Origin of the sequence: Pseudoduganella lurida, from assembly GCF_007830455.1 — a bacterium.
Taxonomy (GTDB): Bacteria; Pseudomonadota; Gammaproteobacteria; order Burkholderiales; family Burkholderiaceae_D; genus Rugamonas; species Rugamonas lurida.
On the sequence record NZ_VLLB01000009.1, the window covers coordinates 58,248 to 73,271 of the forward strand.

A 15,024-nucleotide genomic window follows, 5' to 3' on the forward strand; every position below is an offset into this window, starting at 1 on the left:
CGCAAGCAAATTTTTTGCGTCCTTACCGAGAGTCAATAGTGTGGGCGCCGTTCCGTTGGGTGCGGGCTGGACGAAAGGAGGCAGGCATGGCCAGGCGAAACAGTGCCGCGCGGCTGCTGCGCACGCTCATCAAGGCGGGCAATGCGCAGGGGCGCGCCACGCTGAAGATGGTCGACAGCATGCTGGCGTTACCGAAAAGCAGTCGCCGGAAACGGCCGGCCAAGGCCGCGGCGGTGAAGGCGCCGCGGGTGCGTACGCCGGCTCCCGTCGCGCCGGGCCGCTGGCTTGCCGGACAATACCTGGGCACGGGCCAGCCGATGCGCTACTGGCTGTACCTGCCGCACGCCGTGCCGCCCGATGCCGTGCGCGACGGCCTGCCGCTGGTGCTGATGCTGCACGGCTGCCAGCAGACCGCGACGCAGTTCGCGCAGGGCACGCGCATGAACCTGGTGGCGGAGAAGAAGGGCTATGCCGTGCTGTATCCGCAGCAGTCGTCCGCCACGCACCCGCAGCGCTGCTGGCGCTGGTTCGAACGGGCCACGCAGGAGGGCGGCGGCGATGTCCAGCCGGTGGCGGCGCTGCTGGCGCAGGTGCTGGCGCAGCATGCCATCGACCGGCGGCGCATCTATGTGTGCGGCATCTCGGCCGGCGCCGGGCTGGCCAATATCATGGCGCTCAATTATCCGGACATCTTCGCGGCCGTCGGTCTGCATTCGGGTCCCGTGTTCGGCGCGGGCAATGGCGCCGTCGGCGCACTGGGCGTGATGCGGCGCGGCGGCGGCCTGCGCACCGAGCCGGCGATCCGCGAAGTGCTGGCGCGGCGCAGCGAGTTTCTTCTCATGCCGACGATCCTGATCCAGGGCGATGCCGATACCGTCGTGCATGCTGTCAACCAGCAGCAGCTGGTGGAGCAAAGTCTCCTGCTGAACGGCATTCCCGCCGACGCACCCGTCAAGGTGACGCGCCGCGGCACGCGCAGCGGGCACGAGATCCGCGATTACCTGGTGGGGAAGAAGGTGCTGCTGCGGGTGGTGCGCATCGACACGCTCGCGCATGCCTGGAGCGGCGGCGATCCCGGCATCGCCTTCCATGCGAAGGGGCCGGATGCCAGCCGGATGATGCTGGAGTTCTTTGGCAGGCACCGGCGCTGAGGCCGGCAAATAATGGACAAAAAAGCGGACAAAAAAGCGGGAAAAAAAGCGGGCAAAAAAGCGGGAAAAAAAATTGACCGCGGCCCGGTCAATGTTCAATGAGGATTCAGGAGAACGACTGCAATCCCGGTCCCCATCAGCAGCATGCACACGGCCGTAAGGGACATCATCACCCTGGCGAACTTGGCATCGTCGCGCACGATTTTTTCCATGTACTCGAGCATCATTGCCTCCGTTATGCTGCTAGTGCAGGGCGGTCAGTCTACCATCACTGAAGCCAGAAATGAATCATCGGGTAGAAAACGCACAGCATGCCGGTGATCGCGATCGAAGTGCCGATCACGTACCAATTGGTATTGCCTCCCGTTGTCGTGCGCAGCGTGCTGAAGCCGACCAGCACGGTGCAGACGAAGCCGCCAAGGAGGCAAAGTCCGCAGATCAGACCGATGAAATCGTGCCGCGGGATGTCCGTTCCATGCATCGATTGCATCGTAGGCGAGGGCAGCAAACATTGAAATGGCGGTCCAGAACAACTGTCCCGGATCGACGGATTTTTCAGCAGCGAGCGCCATGTTGCGGCACCGATGCCGGGGCGGTCGTGCACGATCTGGTCCAGCGCAATCAGCAGGATCATCACGTAAGGCAGCAGCACGGGCACCAGGATGTTGATGGTTGTCCAGAGCATTCGAATGGTCGAGTCGGGTAGGTGTGCGGATTAGGCGCGCTGCCCGGAAAGCCGCCTTGGCACCGCTCAAACGCCCGTTTCGCCATGCTGAAATGTTAACTGTTCGCAAGTCCGGGACAAGAAAGTCTTGTCAAAACGTCCCATAGCGGATACTGTATGCCCATACAGTATTTTTGGTTTCCACCATGGCTTGCTCGACCCTGCGCCCCCATTTACCGGCGCCGGAAGCGTTGCATCCTTCTCTTTGGCTTGCATCGCAACTGGCGCAATCGCACGACCGCTGCGTCGACACCGGCTACCCCGTGCTGTCGAACCAGCTGCCGGGCGGCGGTTGGCCCACGGGCACGCTGGTCGAGCTGCTGCTGCAGCAGCCCGGCGTGGGCGAGATGCGCCTGCTGCAGCCGGCGCTGATGGCGCTGGAGCGGCCCGTGGTGCTGATCCAGCCGCCGTATGCACCGCAGGCGCTGGGGCTGGCGGCGCTCGGCATTCCGCCCACGCAGTTGCTGTGGATCCGCAACACGGGCAAGAGTTCGGATGCGCTGTGGGCGGCCGAACAGGTGCTGCGCAGCGGTTCCTGCGGCGCCGTGCTGCTGTGGCAGCAGCATGTGCGGGACGATGCCCTGCGCCGGCTGCACCTGGCGGCGCAAAGCGGTGAAACGCTGTTCTGCCTGATGCGGCCGCTGGTGGCGGCGCAGTCGGCCTCGCCGGCACCGCTGCGGCTGGCGCTGCATCCCGCCGCCGGCGGCATCCATATCGATTTCGTGAAACGCCGGGGGCCGCAACGCGAGGCGCCGCTGTTTTTGCCCTTGACCCCTTCACTGCTACAACGCCATGCGCCTCTGGATCGGCCTGCACCTGCCCCGGCTCCCGCTCGAAGTGTTCTGCCCGAGCTGGTCGGCTGACACCTGCACGGCCGTGCTGGAGAAGGAGGTGGTGCTGGCCGTCTCGCCCGCGGCACGCCGCGCCGGCGTGCTGCCGGGCATGCGGCGCGGGGGCGCGCTGATGATGGCGCCGGAAGCCACGCTGCAGGAGCGCGCACCGGCCCGCGAGGAGGAGGCGCTGCATGCGGTGGCGATGGCGATGCTGCAGTTCACGCCACAGGTGGCGGAAGGGGAGGAGGCCACGCTGCTGATGGATGTGGGCGCCAGCCTGCGCCTGTTCGGCGGCATCCTGCGGCTGTGCGCGCGGGTGCGGGCGAGCCTGCGCGCGCTGGGCTTTACGGGCGTGCTGGGCGTGGCGCCCACGGCGCGCAGCGCGTGGCTGCTGGCGCGCGGCGGCGCCGGACGCACCCTCACGATCGCCCGGATGGAACGGCGCCTGCAGGGCCTGCCCGTGGGCCTGCTGCCGCCGGCGCGGCCCTACCTGGCCTGGCTGGAAGGCATCGGCTGCCTGTCGGTGGGCGACGTGACGCGCCTGCCGCGCCCGGGCCTGCAGCGGCGCTGTGGCGCGGCCCTGCTGGAAATGCTCGATGCGGCACTGGGCCAGGCCCCGGAAATGTTCCGCTGGATCGAGGCGCCCCTCAACTTCCAGGCGAAGCTGGAACTGTTCGACCGCGTCGACAACACCGACCTGCTGATGGCCGGCGCCGGACGCCTGCTGCAGCAGCTGACGGGCTGGCTCAACGTGCGCCAGCTGGCCGTCGAACGCATCGTGCTGAGGCTGGAGCATGAAAGGGGCCGGGTGGCCCGCCCGCCCACGGCCGTGGAAATCCTGCTGGCCGAGGCGGTGTGGAACGACGATCACCTGGTGCGGCTGCTGAAGGAGCGGCTGGCCAAGCTGGTGCTGGAAGCGCCCGTGATCGGCCTGTGCCTGGAGGCGCCGGAGGTGAAACCGATGGCGCCGCTGTCCGACTCGCTGTTCCCCGAGCCGGGCGGCACCAACGAGGACCGGCAGCGCCTGTTCGAGCTGCTGGTGGCGCGGCTGGGCGCGGACAATGTGCTGCAGGCGGCGCCGAAGGCCGACTACCGGCCCGAGCATGCCAACAGCTGGGTGCCCGTGCAGGAAAAGCTGCGCCCGGCGGACGTGGTGGCGCAGCTGCCGCCCGGCGGCATGCCGCGCCCGGCCTGGCTGCTGCCCAAGCCGATCCCGCTGCTGGTGCGCAATCACCGGCCGTTCTACTGTTCGCCACTGCGCATGGTGTCCGCGGCCGAGCGCATCGAGGCGGGCTGGTGGGGCGAAACGCAGACGCGCGACTATTTCATCGCGCAAGGGGAGGACAACGCCCACTACTGGGTCTACCGCGAGCGCCTGCCGGGTGGCAGCGAGGACATGGAAGCGCGCTGGTACCTGCATGGCCTGTTCGGCTAGGCATCGCGGCCAGACATCGCGGCCAGACATCGCCGCCAGGCATCTCCGCCAGACATCGCGGCCAGACATCGCGGCCAGACATCGCCGCCAGACATCGCGGCCAGACATCGCCGCCAGGCATCCCAGCCAGGCATCGCAGCCTGACATCGCAGCCAGGCATCGCAGCCATCTTGTAGCCCGGCCCGTTCCCGGGCACAGTAGCGTCACGACCCGATGACAGGAGGCACCCTGCAGGCACGACGACTCGACTTTCCCGGCACGCACGGCGCGAAACTGGCGGCGCGCCTCGATGCCCCCGATGGCGCGGTGCGCGCCTACGCGCTGTTCGCGCATTGCTTCACGTGCGGGAAGGATGTGTTCGCGGCCACCCGCATCGCCGCCGCGCTGACGGAGCATGGCATCGCCGTGCTGCGCTTCGACTTCACGGGCCTGGGCGCCAGCGAAGGGGAGTTCGCCAGCACCAATTTCTCGTCGAACGTGGAAGATCTGGCCGCGGCGGCCGATTACCTGCGCGTCCACTTCGCCGCGCCCCAGATCCTGATCGGCCACAGCCTGGGCGGTGCCGCCACGCTGGCGGTGGCCGGCGCGGTGCCGGAAGCGCGCGCCGTGGTGACGATCGGGGCGCCCAGCGACCCGTCGCACGTCACGCACCTGTTCCGCGACAGCATCGCTACCATCACGGCGGAAGGCGAGGCGGAAGTGCAGCTGGCGGGCCGGCCGTTCCGCATCCGCAAGCAGTTCCTCGACGACGTGGCCAGCAGCCGGCTGACACCGAAGATCGCCGCGCTGGGCAAGGCGCTGCTGGTGATGCACGCACCGGGCGACACCACGGTGGCCATCGACAACGCGATGGACATCTTCGTGGCCGCCAAGCACCCGAAAAGCTATGTATCGCTCGACACGGCCGACCACCTGCTGACGAAGCGGGACGATGCCGTGTATGTCGCCAACCTGATTGCGGCGTGGAGCACGCGGTACCTGGCCGCGGAACCGGGTGCGGGCCGATAGGTTGCGTTCTGTAGAAGAGGGCACCCGGCAGGTACCGTGGCTGCCTGCCGATCAGCGGCCTGTCAGCCCGGGTTGATGACGGCTTCGATCCGATAGCCATCCGGATCGAACACGAACGCGGCGTAGTAGCCGTCGCCGTATTCCGGCCGCGGGCCGGGCAGGCCGTTGCAGCGGCCACCATGATGGAGTGCCGCCGCATGGAACAGCTGGACCTGCGCGGGGTCGGTGGCCGTGAAGGCCAGATGGAAGCCGGGGCCGGGCACGGTCACGTGCGCGGCCAGCTTCAGGCACAGCTGGTCGTCGCCGCCCGGCAGGCCGTAGCCCACGGCTTCGTCGTCGGCAAATACCTGGCTGTAGCCGAGCGGCGCGAGCACGGCATCGTAGAAGGCCGCTGCGCGCTGCAGGTCGGCGACGGCGAGGGACAGATGGTGCAGCATGCTCAATGCATCGCCGGCAGCAGGTCCGGAGGCATGCCGGCCGGGCTGCCGCTGCGGACCGGCAGCTCGGCAACGCTTGCCATGGCGCTGCTGCCGGAAACGCTCAAGCGAGCGCTTCCTTGGCGGCTTCTTCCGGCGTCAGCCCGTCGCAGTACTGGTCGCTGAACCAGTCGCTCTCTTCCTCGATGTGGTCCTGCGCTTCCTTGACGGTGGCGCCGCCGGCGACCAGGAAACCTTCCACTTCGATACACCACTGGATGAACGCCAGCGTCTCTTCGTCCAGCTCTTCTTTCTTCGCCATGTCTTTCTCCCGTCCTGTTGCAGTTATTCCGTGAATGGCGAATCGGTACGATCAGCGCTGGCCGTATTTTACCGTAGCCGCCCCACTAGACCTGCCACGCCATGCCCTTCTGCACGGCCGGCCGCGCACCGACCAGGGCAATCCAGCGCTGCAGATCCGCTTTCGACGCCAGGATGTCCCCCAGCGGCGCCTGCAGGCGTTCGGTGGCGGCCTGCACCCACGTGTAGCAGGCGATGTCGGCGATGGTGTAGTCGTCGCCCGCCACGTACTGCGAACTGCCCAGCTGCGTGTCGAGCACCGTCAGCAGGCGGTCCGCTTCCTTGACGAAACGGTCGAGCGCGAACGCATCGTCCTGCTGCGCGAAGAAGCCCAGCTGGCCCAGCATCGGTCCCAGGCCGCCGATCTGCCAGTGCAGCCACTGCATCGCCTGCCAGCGTGCCGGGCCGGACGGCGCCAGGCATTTGCCGAACTTGTCCGCCAGGTAGGTGAGGATGGCGCCGCTTTCGAACAGCGTGACCGTGCCGCCCTCGGCCCCGTCGTCCACCATCGCCGGGATCTTGTTGTTGGGCGACAGCTTCAGGAAGCCCGGCTCGAACTGCTGGTTGCGGCGCAGGTCGACGGGCACGATCTCGTACGGCTCGCCCAGTTCCTCCAGCAGGATGACGGGCTTGCGGCCGTTCGGCGTGGTCCAGGTATGCAGGGTGATCATCGGTCGCTCTCCAATCGGGCAAAACAGTAGCGTAGCCGATAAAAAAAGCGGGCGCACGTCCCGGAGGAAGTACGCCCGCTGTTGTCGTGCAGCGCTGTCGAGCTCGTGTCACATGGGGCCAGGAAGGAGCCCATCCTTGCAGGGATGGGCCGTTACGCGGGCATGGAGCGGGCGCCACGAACCCGCTTCACCACCATGACACGGGCTCGGCAGCTGGCAGCAGTGTTATTTGCGCGGCTGCAGGATCGCTTCCAGGCGGTCCGGCGTGCCTTCGATGCGTTCCAGGCGCGGGTACTTCAGGCCCTCGTGGTAGTCCAGCGACACGGTGCGGTAGTCGTTGCCGTGCTTGACGAGCAGGTCGATCGGCTTGCTGTCCTTGGTAGCGGCCGTGATGGCCGAGCGCAGCAGTTCCGGCTTGTAGGCGCGGCCGTTCACGGCCAGGATCGTGGTGTTGCCCGACAGGCCGGCCTTGAAGCCGATGCCGTCCCACACGATGGCGGCGATCTTGCCGTCGCTGCCCACCGAGAAGCCCAGCGAGTACTGGAAGTTGGCGGTCTTGCTGACGTCTTCCACGCCCTTCAGGAAATCGGTCTGCTTGTCCGTGTAGACCAGCTTCCAGCCGGCACGCGCCAGGCCGTCCAGCGGGGCCGGGCCGGTTTCCTCGATGCGTTTCTTCAGGAACGGCGCCCAGTCGAACGCCTGCAGTCCGTTCAGCGCCTTGACCACGTCGTCGAACGTGTAATGCTTCGCCACGATCTGGCCGTTGTCGACGCCGAAGAACACGCGGGCGAAATCGTCCAGCGAGCGCTTCTCGCCGGACAGTTCACGCAGCTTGGTGTCCACGTCCAGCCAGACCAGCGCGCCTTCCGAATAGTAATCCTCGCTGCGCTGCCAGTTTGGCCACACCTGCGGGCGGCGCTGGCTGATGATCGGATCGTTGGTGGTGTCGACCACCGTGCGCCAGCTGCGACCCTGCACGTTGGCATAGGTGGCCGCCATGTTGGCGATCATGTCGCGCACGCTTTCCTTCTTGATCAGGCCCGAGCGCGAGGACAGCACCTGGCCCCAGTACTGCGTCTGGCCTTCGTAGACCCACAGCAGGTTGTTGTCGAGCGGCGTGTTGAAGTCCGGCACGTCCTGGCCTTTCGGGCGGCGGAACTTGCCGTTCCACGAGTGCGTGAATTCGTGCGGCAGCAGCGTGCGCGTGGCTTCCGTCTTGTTCCACTCGGTGAAGTAATTCGCCTTTACGCCATTCTCGCTGGACTGGTGGTGCTCGCGGCCCACGCCGCCGAATTCGTCCGACAGCGCGAACAGGAAATCGTAGTGCGCGTAGTGCTGCGAATCGAACAGTTTATAGGCCTGTTTCACCATCTCGCGGTGCGGCTCGATCTGCTCCGGCTTGGCGTCCAGCGCTTCCTGCGTGTCGGCCACGATGTTCAGGCGTACGGGAATCTTCGCGCCCGGATCCAGGTCGATCTGCTTGTAGTAGCGGCCCGCGAACAGGGGCGAATCGATGAAGGTTTCCAGGTCGGTCGTCTTGAACTGCACCTCGTCGCCCTGGCGCGCGGCCGTTTCCAGCGCGGTGCCGTACTGCCAGCCGGCCGGCAAGGTGAGCGTGGTCTGGATCGGGATGCGGCGCGTGCGGTAGCCGGCCGGGTACATCGTCATCGACTGCCACTGGATGCCCAGGATGTCCGGCGTCATCGCGATGCGGCCCTGGCCTGCCTCGGTCGGCGACAGGTGCTGGTATTCCACGTCCAGCGTCTTCACGCCGCGCGGCACGTCGATCTGGAACGCGAACACGTTCAGCGGATCGCGCTTCCACGCCACCGGCTTGCCGTCGGCGGACATCTTCAGGCCGGCCATCTGGTGCAGCATGCCGGTCGGGCCGTGCTGCGCCGTCACCCACTGCGGGAACAGCAGCGTCATCCTGCCCGGCTTGACGGGGATGGACTGGCGGATGCGGAAGATGTTGCGGGCCGTGTCGGACGCATCGATCTTCATCTGGATCGTGCCCGGGTAGGGCTGGTCCAGCGGGGTCGGCAGCGGTGCGGCGTGGGCGGAGGTGGCGAAGGCAGTGGCAAACAGGGCAGGCAGGATCGCTGCGCGCAGGGAAGAGGGCATCGTCATTGGCGTGTGGTCAAGTTGGTCCAAGCCGACGAGTGTAGCACGCAGGAAATTTCGAATGTCTCGAAATGTAACAGTGCGCCTTTTTCGAAAACCATCGCAAAAACCTCTTGAAAGCCATCCGTGCGACCGTATATCGGATGCACCGGTTGCCCAGAAGGGGGCCGGCAGTGAGTGCTTCAAATGTCTGGCTTTAACAGCTCTGAACACTCGATATCGCTTGACACACTGAAAGGATATCCACCATGCGTACTTTTGACCTGACCCCGCTGTACCGTACCGCCATCGGCTTCGACCGCCTGGCACAAATGCTCAACAGCGCCGAATCGCAGCCCAGCTATCCCCCGTATAACATCGAGCTCGTCTCGGAAGACCAGTACCGCATCGTGATGGCGCTGGCCGGCTTCGACCGTGCCGAGATCGACATCACCAGCGAACGCGACACGCTGCACATCGTCGGCCGCAAGCAGAAGGATGGTGTCGAGCGCACCTACCTGCACCGCGGCATCGCGGCACGCGACTTCGAACAGCGCTTCCAGCTGGCCACCCACGTGAAGGTCACGGGCGCGTCGTTCCAGAACGGCATGCTGACGATCGACCTGGTGCGCGAAGTGCCGGAAGCGATGAAGCCCCGCAAGATCGAAATCGGCGGCGGCAGCGACGCCCCGGCGATCGAGCAGTCGCGCGTTGCAGCATAACGGCAAGCGCCACTGACGGCAGCGCGCCACGGCGCGCTGCCACACAACTCCTTGAACTGATCCGTACCCGCGGTTGCCCGCCTGGGGACCGCCCCCTTATCGCTTACTGAAAGGATAAATCATGCGTACTTTCGACCTGACCCCCCTGTACCGCACCGGCATCGGCTTCGACCGCCTGGCCAGCCTGCTGAACGGCGCCGACGCGCCCAGCTACCCGCCCTACAACATCGAGCTGGTGGCGGAAGACCAGTACCGCATCGTGATGGCGCTGGCCGGCTTCGACCGTTCCGAGCTGTCCATCGACACCGAGCGCGATGCCCTCATCATCACCGGCCGCAAGCAGAAGGACGCCAGCGAGCGCACCTTCCTGCACCGCGGCATCGCGGCCCGCGACTTCGAGCAGCGTTTCCAGCTGGCCGACCACGTGAAGGTCACCGGCGCGTCGTTCGACAACGGCATGCTGACGATCGACCTGGTGCGCGAAGTGCCCGAGGCGCTCCGTCCCCGCAAGATCGCGATCGACGGCATCGCGCCGAACAACGTGACGACCCTGGAACAGAAGCGCGACGCGGCATAAGCCGGCTATACAGGTAATGCACCGCCAGTGCGGCGGTGACAGGAACAGACAGTAAGGAAGGCCGGGGCAACCCGGCCTTTGTGCGTGCCGTTGCGCCCACGCGTGACAACGCCTGTTGTTAAGTGGCACCTAAGCTTGGGTCCTCATATTGCTACCATCGATAACCGATTCCTCAGGAGTACAGCAATGAGCAAGAACACAGTCTCGATGACGATGAAACGCCTGGTGCTGGCGCTGGTCGCGGTGGGCGCGCTCGGTGCGGGCGCCGCCATCGCCGTGCAGGAAAAACACGCTCCCGCGGCGGCCGTGCCGGCCACGCCCGTCGCCACGCAGCCGCCCGTGAACGCTGCCGCCGGCGCGCCCGCGCCCACCGCGGCGCCGATGATCGCGCTGCCCGACTTCTCCGTGATCGCCTCGCGCAACGGGCCGGCCGTGGTCAACATCAGCACCACCGGCACCGTGAAGGCGGGCTATGACGGCCGCGGTGGCGCCGAGCCCTTCGCGGACGATCCGTTCTACGAATTCTTCCGCCGCTTCCAGGGCCCGCAGGGCCGGGGCGGCGGCCGCGAGGCGCCGAGCCATGGCGTCGGTTCCGGCTTCATCGTCAGTGCCGACGGCATCATCCTGACCAACGCCCACGTGGTGCGCGATGCCAGCGAAGTGACCGTCAAGCTGACCGACCGCCGCGAGTTCAAGGCCAAGGTGCTGGGCTCGGATCCGAAGACGGACGTTGCCGTCATCAAGATCGATGCGAAGAACCTGCCGGTGGTGCCGCTGGGCCGCTCGATGGACGTGAAGGTGGGCGAGTGGGTGCTGGCGATCGGTTCGCCGTTCGGCCTGGAGAACACGGTGACGGCCGGCGTCGTCAGCGCCAAGGGCCGTTCGCTCGACGACAGCAGCGTGCCGTTCATCCAGACCGACGTGGCCGTCAACCCCGGCAACTCGGGCGGCCCCCTGTTCAACACGAAGGGCGAAGTGGTCGGCATCAATTCGCAGATCTACAGCCAGACGGGCGGCTACCAGGGCCTGTCGTTCGCGATTCCCGTCGACGTGGCCAACCGCATCAAGGACCAGATCATCGCCACCGGCAAGGTGGTGCACGCCAGGCTGGGCGTGACGGCGCAGGAAGTGGGCCAGGAGTTTGCCGATTCGTTCGGCCTGGCCACGCCGGAAGGCGCGCTGATCGCCAATGTGGAAAACGGCAGCCCGGCCGACCAGGCGGGCCTGAAACCGGGCGACGTGATCCGCAGCGTGAACGGCCAGAAGATCGTCGGTGCCGGCGAACTGACGGCGTATGTCGCGCTGGCCAAGCCGGGCGACAAGGTGGCGCTGGACGTCTGGCGCCAGGGCAAGCAGGTGAGCCTGGCGGCCAAGCTGGGCAATGCCAACGAACGCGTGGCGGCTGTGTCGGATGCGCGCGAGCCGGCCGCCAAGCTGCGCCTCGGCCTGGCGCTGCGGCCGCTCGATCCGCTGGAGCGGCGCGAGGCAGGCCTGCCGGCCGGCCTGGTGATCGAGCAGGCGGGCGGCGCCGCGGCCAGTGCCGGCGTGCAGCCGGGCGACGTGCTGCTGTCCGTGAACGGCCGCGTCGTCAACTCGGTCGACCAGGTGCGCGACATGGTGTCGAAATCGTCGAAATCGGTGGCGCTGCTGATCCAGCGCGGCGAAGAGCGGATCTTTATTCCGGTCCGATTGGGATAAACTGCGCCGCAACGAAGAAATAAAGGAAACGATATGCGCCTGTTGCTGGTGGAAGATGATGTAATGATCGGCGAAGTGGTGCTCGATCTGCTGCGGGCCGAGCACTACGCGGTCGACTGGGTGAAGGACGGCGACATGGCCGACACCGCACTGCAGACGCAAACCTACGACCTGGTGCTGCTCGACCTGGGCCTGCCGCGCAAGGACGGCCTGGAAGTGCTGCGCTCGATGCGGCTGCGCAAGGAGCTCACGCCGGTGCTGGTGGCCACGGCGCGCGACGCCGTCGAGCAGCGCATCGCCGGCCTCGATGCGGGCGCGGACGACTACGTGCTCAAGCCCTACGACCTGGACGAGCTGCTGGCCCGCATCCGCGCGCTGCTGCGCCGTTCCGCGGGCCGGGCCGAACCCGTGTTCGAGCACAAGGGCGTGTCGATCAACCCGCAAACCCGCGAAGTGATCGCCAATGGCGTGCAGGTGAACCTGTCGGCCCGCGAATGGGCCGTGCTGGAAGCGCTGATCGCGCGGCCCGGCATCGTGCTGTCGCGTGCCCAGCTGGAGGAAAAGCTGTACAGCTGGAAGGATGAAGTCAACAGCAATGCCGTGGAGGTGTACATCCACGGCCTGCGCAAGAAGCTGGGCGCGGAACTGATCCAGAACGTGCGGGGCCTGGGCTACATGGTGCCGAAGGCATGAAACTCGGCATGAAGATGCCCGCGGTCGGCAGCATGAAGGTCAACGTGTCGCACTCCCTGCGGGGACGGCTTTTGTGGTTCCTGCTGGCCGCGATCACGATGGCGGCGCTGGCGCAGGCGATGATCGCCTACCGCAGCGCGCTGCACGACGCCGACCAGATCTTCGACTACCACATGCAGCAGATGGCGCTGGCGCTGCGCTCCGGCGCGCCGCTGGCCAACGCCGCCAACAGCCCCAGCGCCGATCCCGGCAACGACGAGATGGTGGTGCAGGTGTGGACGCCGGATGGCATCCAGGTGTTCCGCTCCATCTCGCGCGCCGAACTGCCGCAGCGCGCCGTGCTGGGCTTTTCGAACGTGAAGGCGAAGGGCACCACCTACCGCGTGTTCTCCGTCCAGACCAGCAACCAGACCGTGCAGATCGCCCAGGACATGGCGGTGCGCAAGCGCATGGCCGGCGCGCTGGCGCTGCGCACCGTGGGCCCGATCGCGCTGATGGCGCCGATGCTGATGCTGGTGGTGTGGTGGGTCGTCAGCGGTTCGCTGGCACCGGTGGCGCGGGTGCGCCGCCAGGTGGCGTCGCGCCAGGCCGACGACCTGTCGCCCGTCTCCGAAGCGGACCTGCCCGACGAAGTGAAGCCGCTGGTGCACGAGCTGAACCTGCTGTTCGGCCGCGTGCGCACGGCGTTCGACGCGCAGCAGCATTTCGTTGCCGATGCGGCCCACGAACTGCGCTCGCCGCTGGCCGCGCTGAAGCTGCAGGTACTGAGCCTGGAACGCGCCGACGATGCGGCGGCGCGCAGCGTGGCCGTCGGCCGCCTGACGGCGGGCATCGAGCGGGCCACGCGCCTCGTCGAACAGCTGCTGGTGCTGGCGCGGCAGGAAGCGGCCGAGCAGAAGCTCGATCCCGTCAACCTGACGGACCTGGTCAAGCGCACGCTGGGCGACATGGTGGGCGCGGCGCAGGCCCGCACGATCGACCTGGGCCTGCACCATGCGGACGAAGCGAGCGTGAAGGGCCAGGCCGATGCGCTGCTCGTCATGCTGCGCAACCTGGTCGACAACGCCATCAAGTACACGCCGGCCGGCGGCACCATCGATGTCTCGGTGCGCGCCACCGACACGGGCACCGTGCTGGCGGTGGAAGACAGCGGCCCGGGCATCTCGCCGGAAGAACGCGAGCGCGTGTTCAGCCGCTTCTACCGCGTGCCCGGCAGCACCGCCACGGGCAGCGGCCTGGGGCTGGCCATCATCAAGGCGATTGCGGAGCGCCATGGCGCCGTGCTGACGCTGGACGCCTCCGAACGGCTGGGCGGCCTGCTGGTGCAGGTGACGTTCCCGGCAGCGGAAGCGCCCAAACACGGCATCAAGACACCGTCGCTGGCCAAACTCTCCGCCTGACCTGCTGATCTGCCGCTGCCCCGGTGCTGGGCTAGAATGGCTGTCTCATTTCAGTCAACGGGCAGCGCATGAAGAAAATCGGATTCTCGGGCACGCTGGACCCGATCACCAACGGCCATATGTGGGTGATCGGCGAGGCGCGTTCGATCGCGGACGAGGTGATCGTCTTCCTGTCGCAGAACGCCAGCAAGGAGCCCCGTTTCTCGGCCGAGGAACGGCGCGCCATCGTGCTGGAGAGCTGCGCGGAGCGGCACTGGGACAATGTGCAGGTGGTGATCGTGAAGAGCGACTACACGGCCCGCGTGGCGCGCCGGCATGGCGTCGACTACCTGATCCGCGGCATCCGCACCACGGCCGATTTCGATTACGAGAACCTGATCCAGCAGACCAATGTGGAAGTGATCGGCGGCGCCAAGACGCTGTTCGTGATGCCGCCGCGCGACCTCGGGTCGGTCAGCTCCAGCTTCGTCAAGGCGCTGGAAGGCCCGGTGGGCTGGAACTGGACGACCAAGAAATTCGTGCCCGGGCCGGCCTACCGCGCTTGGATCCTGCGCTGGCTGCACCAGGAATGGCAGTCGCTGTTCGGCACGACGCAGACCGGCAATGCCACGCGGCCGAATACTTCCGAGTGGTTTGCCCGCCTGACGGGCGCGCAGAGCTATGGCGGCGCCACGCGCCACTACCACAACCTCGATCACCTGGTGCACGGCCTGACGGAGATCCGCGCCTGGGCCGCCAATACCCACCAGAGCCCGCGCGATGCGGACCTGGTGCGGGCCGCCTTCTGGTTCCATGACGCGCAGTACGAACACGATGCCACGGCGACCGTCTCGAACGAGGAGGCCAGCGCGCAGCTGTGGCTGTCCAGCGGCCTGGAACCGGATGCGGCTCGCGCGCAGGAAGTGGCCACGCTCATCCGCGTGACGGACCACCTGCAGGGCAGCACGCTGGCGCACCGGCTGAAGGAAAGCATGCTGGGCGTGGACCTGGCGATCCTGGGCCAGGACGAGGAAGTGTACGGCCACTACGCACGCGGCATCCGCGCCGAATACGCCCACGTGCCGGACGAACCCTATCGCCAGCACCGCACCCGCGTACTGGAGCACCTGCGCGGCAAGGCTGCCGCCGGCACGCTGTTCACGGAGCCCTGGTTCGCCGAGCAGTACAGCGAGGCCGCGGTCGTCAACATGACGCGGGAGCTGGCGCTGCTGGGATCGGAATGAAACCCGCCCT

Annotated in this window: 16 protein-coding genes; 10 read left to right on the forward strand and 6 right to left on the reverse strand. The window is 66.9% G+C overall.

The genetic code is table 11. From position 1 onward, the window contains the following. Nucleotides 1-86 precede the first annotated feature (86 nt). Nucleotides 87-1,151 (forward strand): extracellular catalytic domain type 1 short-chain-length polyhydroxyalkanoate depolymerase, encoded by a 1,065-nt coding sequence (locus tag IP91_RS21180; protein ID WP_199754692.1) that lies wholly within the window; start codon nt 87-89, stop codon nt 1,149-1,151. A 95-nt stretch (nt 1,152-1,246) separates the two neighbouring features. Here the strand turns inward: IP91_RS21180 and IP91_RS26655 are convergent, their stop codons facing one another. Beyond that, on the reverse strand, nt 1,247-1,378 hold the full coding sequence (locus tag IP91_RS26655; RefSeq protein ID WP_259772467.1) for a hypothetical protein: 132 nt from the start codon (nt 1,376-1,378) through the stop codon (nt 1,247-1,249). Between the two features lie 41 nt (nt 1,379-1,419). Further along, nucleotides 1,420-1,836, reverse strand: coding sequence for a hypothetical protein (locus IP91_RS21185; RefSeq protein ID WP_145651694.1), 417 nt, complete (start codon nt 1,834-1,836; stop codon nt 1,420-1,422). 185 nt (nt 1,837-2,021) lie between these two features. Between IP91_RS21185 and imuA the strand changes: the two genes are divergently transcribed. The 3 genes from imuA to IP91_RS21200 all read left to right on the forward strand — a co-directional run bounded on the left by imuA (nt 2,022) and on the right by IP91_RS21200 (nt 5,151). Then, nucleotides 2,022-2,738, forward strand: a complete 717-nt coding sequence (imuA, locus tag IP91_RS21190; protein ID WP_145651696.1) for a translesion DNA synthesis-associated protein ImuA — start codon at nt 2,022-2,024, stop codon at nt 2,736-2,738. Then, the gene (locus IP91_RS21195; RefSeq protein ID WP_145651698.1) at nt 2,668-4,143 is read left to right on the forward strand and encodes a Y-family DNA polymerase; all 1,476 of its coding nucleotides are present in this window, start codon (nt 2,668-2,670) and stop codon (nt 4,141-4,143) included. The genes imuA and IP91_RS21195 overlap by 71 nt, the downstream gene beginning before the upstream one ends. Nucleotides 4,144-4,356: 213 nt before the next feature. Further along, the gene (locus tag IP91_RS21200) at nt 4,357-5,151 is read left to right on the forward strand and encodes an alpha/beta hydrolase family protein (protein ID WP_371860638.1); all 795 of its coding nucleotides are present in this window, start codon (nt 4,357-4,359) and stop codon (nt 5,149-5,151) included. Between the two features lie 62 nt (nt 5,152-5,213). On the opposite strand, the gene IP91_RS21205 is transcribed toward IP91_RS21200, so the two are convergent. The 4 genes from IP91_RS21205 to IP91_RS21220 form a co-directional block, all read right to left on the reverse strand. After that, a complete protein-coding gene (locus IP91_RS21205; protein WP_145651700.1) occupies nt 5,214-5,588 on the reverse strand; it encodes a VOC family protein in 375 nt (124 codons plus the stop codon). A gap of 103 nt (nt 5,589-5,691) precedes the next feature. Next, nucleotides 5,692-5,889, reverse strand: a complete 198-nt coding sequence (locus tag IP91_RS21210) for a hypothetical protein (RefSeq protein WP_145651702.1) — start codon at nt 5,887-5,889, stop codon at nt 5,692-5,694. 85 nt (nt 5,890-5,974) lie between these two features. After that, complete coding sequence (locus IP91_RS21215) at nt 5,975-6,598, reverse strand: glutathione S-transferase family protein (RefSeq protein WP_145651704.1); 624 nt, start codon at nt 6,596-6,598, stop codon at nt 5,975-5,977. A 225-nt stretch (nt 6,599-6,823) separates the two neighbouring features. Continuing rightward, nucleotides 6,824-8,728: a M61 family metallopeptidase gene (locus IP91_RS21220; protein ID WP_145651706.1), complete on the reverse strand. Its 1,905-nt coding sequence runs from the start codon at nt 8,726-8,728 to the stop codon at nt 6,824-6,826. Nucleotides 8,729-8,970: 242 nt separating this feature from the next. On the opposite strand from IP91_RS21220, the gene IP91_RS21225 reads away from it, so the two are divergent. From IP91_RS21225 to coaD, 6 genes are all read left to right on the forward strand, one after another. Next, nucleotides 8,971-9,423, forward strand: a complete 453-nt coding sequence (locus tag IP91_RS21225; protein WP_145651708.1) for an Hsp20 family protein — start codon at nt 8,971-8,973, stop codon at nt 9,421-9,423. A gap of 121 nt (nt 9,424-9,544) precedes the next feature. Next, complete coding sequence (locus IP91_RS21230) at nt 9,545-10,000, forward strand: Hsp20 family protein (protein ID WP_145651710.1); 456 nt, start codon at nt 9,545-9,547, stop codon at nt 9,998-10,000. 186 nt (nt 10,001-10,186) lie between these two features. Then, nucleotides 10,187-11,698 carry a Do family serine endopeptidase gene (locus IP91_RS21235; RefSeq protein ID WP_145651712.1) on the forward strand — a complete coding sequence of 504 codons (1,512 nt, stop codon included), beginning with the start codon at nt 10,187-10,189 and terminating at the stop codon, nt 11,696-11,698. A 33-nt stretch (nt 11,699-11,731) separates the two neighbouring features. After that, nucleotides 11,732-12,391, forward strand: a complete 660-nt coding sequence (locus IP91_RS21240; RefSeq protein ID WP_130188050.1) for a response regulator — start codon at nt 11,732-11,734, stop codon at nt 12,389-12,391. Nucleotides 12,392-12,399: 8 nt separating this feature from the next. Beyond that, complete coding sequence (locus tag IP91_RS21245) at nt 12,400-13,791, forward strand: ATP-binding protein (RefSeq protein ID WP_371860639.1); 1,392 nt, start codon at nt 12,400-12,402, stop codon at nt 13,789-13,791. A 68-nt stretch (nt 13,792-13,859) separates the two neighbouring features. Continuing rightward, complete coding sequence (coaD, locus tag IP91_RS21250) at nt 13,860-15,014, forward strand: pantetheine-phosphate adenylyltransferase (RefSeq protein ID WP_145651714.1); 1,155 nt, start codon at nt 13,860-13,862, stop codon at nt 15,012-15,014. Nucleotides 15,015-15,024 lie beyond the last annotated feature (10 nt).

Excerpts from the sequence above, each read along its gene's own strand:
- IP91_RS21180 (WP_199754692.1), top strand. The coding sequence starts at position 87 with ATGGCCAGGCGAAACAGTGCCGCGCGGCTGCTGCGCACGCTCATCAAG.
- IP91_RS26655 (WP_259772467.1), bottom strand. The coding sequence starts at position 1,378 with ATGATGCTCGAGTACATGGAAAAAATCGTGCGCGACGATGCCAAGTTC.
- IP91_RS21185 (WP_145651694.1), bottom strand. The coding sequence starts at position 1,836 with ATGCTCTGGACAACCATCAACATCCTGGTGCCCGTGCTGCTGCCTTAC.
- imuA (WP_145651696.1), top strand. The coding sequence starts at position 2,022 with ATGGCTTGCTCGACCCTGCGCCCCCATTTACCGGCGCCGGAAGCGTTG.
- IP91_RS21195 (WP_145651698.1), top strand. The coding sequence starts at position 2,668 with ATGCGCCTCTGGATCGGCCTGCACCTGCCCCGGCTCCCGCTCGAAGTG.
- IP91_RS21200 (WP_371860638.1), top strand. The coding sequence starts at position 4,357 with ATGACAGGAGGCACCCTGCAGGCACGACGACTCGACTTTCCCGGCACG.
- IP91_RS21205 (WP_145651700.1), bottom strand. The coding sequence starts at position 5,588 with ATGCTGCACCATCTGTCCCTCGCCGTCGCCGACCTGCAGCGCGCAGCG.
- IP91_RS21210 (WP_145651702.1), bottom strand. The coding sequence starts at position 5,889 with ATGGCGAAGAAAGAAGAGCTGGACGAAGAGACGCTGGCGTTCATCCAG.
- IP91_RS21215 (WP_145651704.1), bottom strand. The coding sequence starts at position 6,598 with ATGATCACCCTGCATACCTGGACCACGCCGAACGGCCGCAAGCCCGTC.
- IP91_RS21220 (WP_145651706.1), bottom strand. The coding sequence starts at position 8,728 with ATGACGATGCCCTCTTCCCTGCGCGCAGCGATCCTGCCTGCCCTGTTT.
- IP91_RS21225 (WP_145651708.1), top strand. The coding sequence starts at position 8,971 with ATGCGTACTTTTGACCTGACCCCGCTGTACCGTACCGCCATCGGCTTC.
- IP91_RS21230 (WP_145651710.1), top strand. The coding sequence starts at position 9,545 with ATGCGTACTTTCGACCTGACCCCCCTGTACCGCACCGGCATCGGCTTC.
- IP91_RS21235 (WP_145651712.1), top strand. The coding sequence starts at position 10,187 with ATGAGCAAGAACACAGTCTCGATGACGATGAAACGCCTGGTGCTGGCG.
- IP91_RS21240 (WP_130188050.1), top strand. The coding sequence starts at position 11,732 with ATGCGCCTGTTGCTGGTGGAAGATGATGTAATGATCGGCGAAGTGGTG.
- IP91_RS21245 (WP_371860639.1), top strand. The coding sequence starts at position 12,400 with ATGAAGATGCCCGCGGTCGGCAGCATGAAGGTCAACGTGTCGCACTCC.
- coaD (WP_145651714.1), top strand. The coding sequence starts at position 13,860 with ATGAAGAAAATCGGATTCTCGGGCACGCTGGACCCGATCACCAACGGC.